This window comes from Micromonospora sp. RTBAU3-60 (assembly GCF_054963695.1).
This window is the reverse complement of record NZ_JBUEGB010000187.1, coordinates 1-976: the sequence shown is the minus strand read 5'-3', so window position 1 is coordinate 976 and position 976 is coordinate 1. Positions and strand designations below refer to the sequence as shown.

1 protein-coding gene is annotated in these 976 nt (G+C 67.8%); it reads right to left on the bottom strand.

What is annotated here, in order from left to right; translation table 11 throughout:
• Positions 1–20: 20 nt before the first annotated feature.
• A partial coding sequence (locus ACY34I_RS40480) for an RNA-guided endonuclease InsQ/TnpB family protein (protein ID WP_462760842.1) occupies positions 21–976 on the bottom strand: 956 nt, incomplete at its 5' end.

Here is a 976-nt window from a genome sequence, read left to right as displayed (position 1 = left end):
CTGTCAGCTCCGCAGGCGTTTTACCTCTCCGCCAGCCCGGCGGCGAGGATGTTTGTCGCGGCGTTGATGTCCCGGTCGTGCACGACCCCGCACCCGGGGCACGTCCAGGAGCGCTCGTTGAGGGTGAGTGTGGTGTTGATCCGCCCGCACCCGGAGCAGGTTTTGGACGTGGGCAGCCACCGGTTGACGGGGATCACCTTCCGCCCGTACCACTGGGCTTTGTACTCCAGCATGCTGCGGAACTGACCCCAGGCCGCATCGGAGATGACGCGGGCCAGATGGCGGTTGCGGAGCATGTTGCGCACGCTGAGGTCTTCGATCGCGACCGTTTGGGTCTCACGGACGAGCCGAGTGGTCAGCTGGTGCAAATGGTCCCGCCGCCGATCGGCGATCCGGGCGTGAATCCGGGCCACCTTCAGCCGGGCCTTCGCCCGGTTCGCGGAGTCCTTCTGTTTGCGGGACAGGTTCCGCTGCGCCTTGGCCAGCTTCCGCCCGTCGGCCTGCCCGTACCGCGGGTTGGCCACCTTGCCCTGCTCGTCGCTCACCCCCGCCATCGGGTGGGACAGGGTGAGCAGACTGGTGATGCCCGCATCCACACCAACCACGGCCGCAACCGGCGGCAGCGGCTTCACCGTCGGGTCCTCGACCAGCAGGGACACGAACCAGCGGCCCGCCGCATCCCGAGACACCGTGACCGTCGACGGCTCCGCCCCTTCGGGCAACGGTCGGGACCAGACGATGTTCAGCGGCGCGGTCATCTTGGCCAGGGTGAGCTGGCCGTCGCATGTAGGAGCACGTTTCTCGGCCCCTTCCGGAGAGGAAGCAGCACGCCACCGGAACGCGGAGCGGGTGTACTCCGCCGACGCCCTGGATTTGCGTTTGGACTTGAACCTCGGGTGCCGGGACCGCTTGTCCCAGAACGCCACGAACCCGGCCTGCAGATGCCGCAACGTCTGCTGCAACGGCACCGACGACA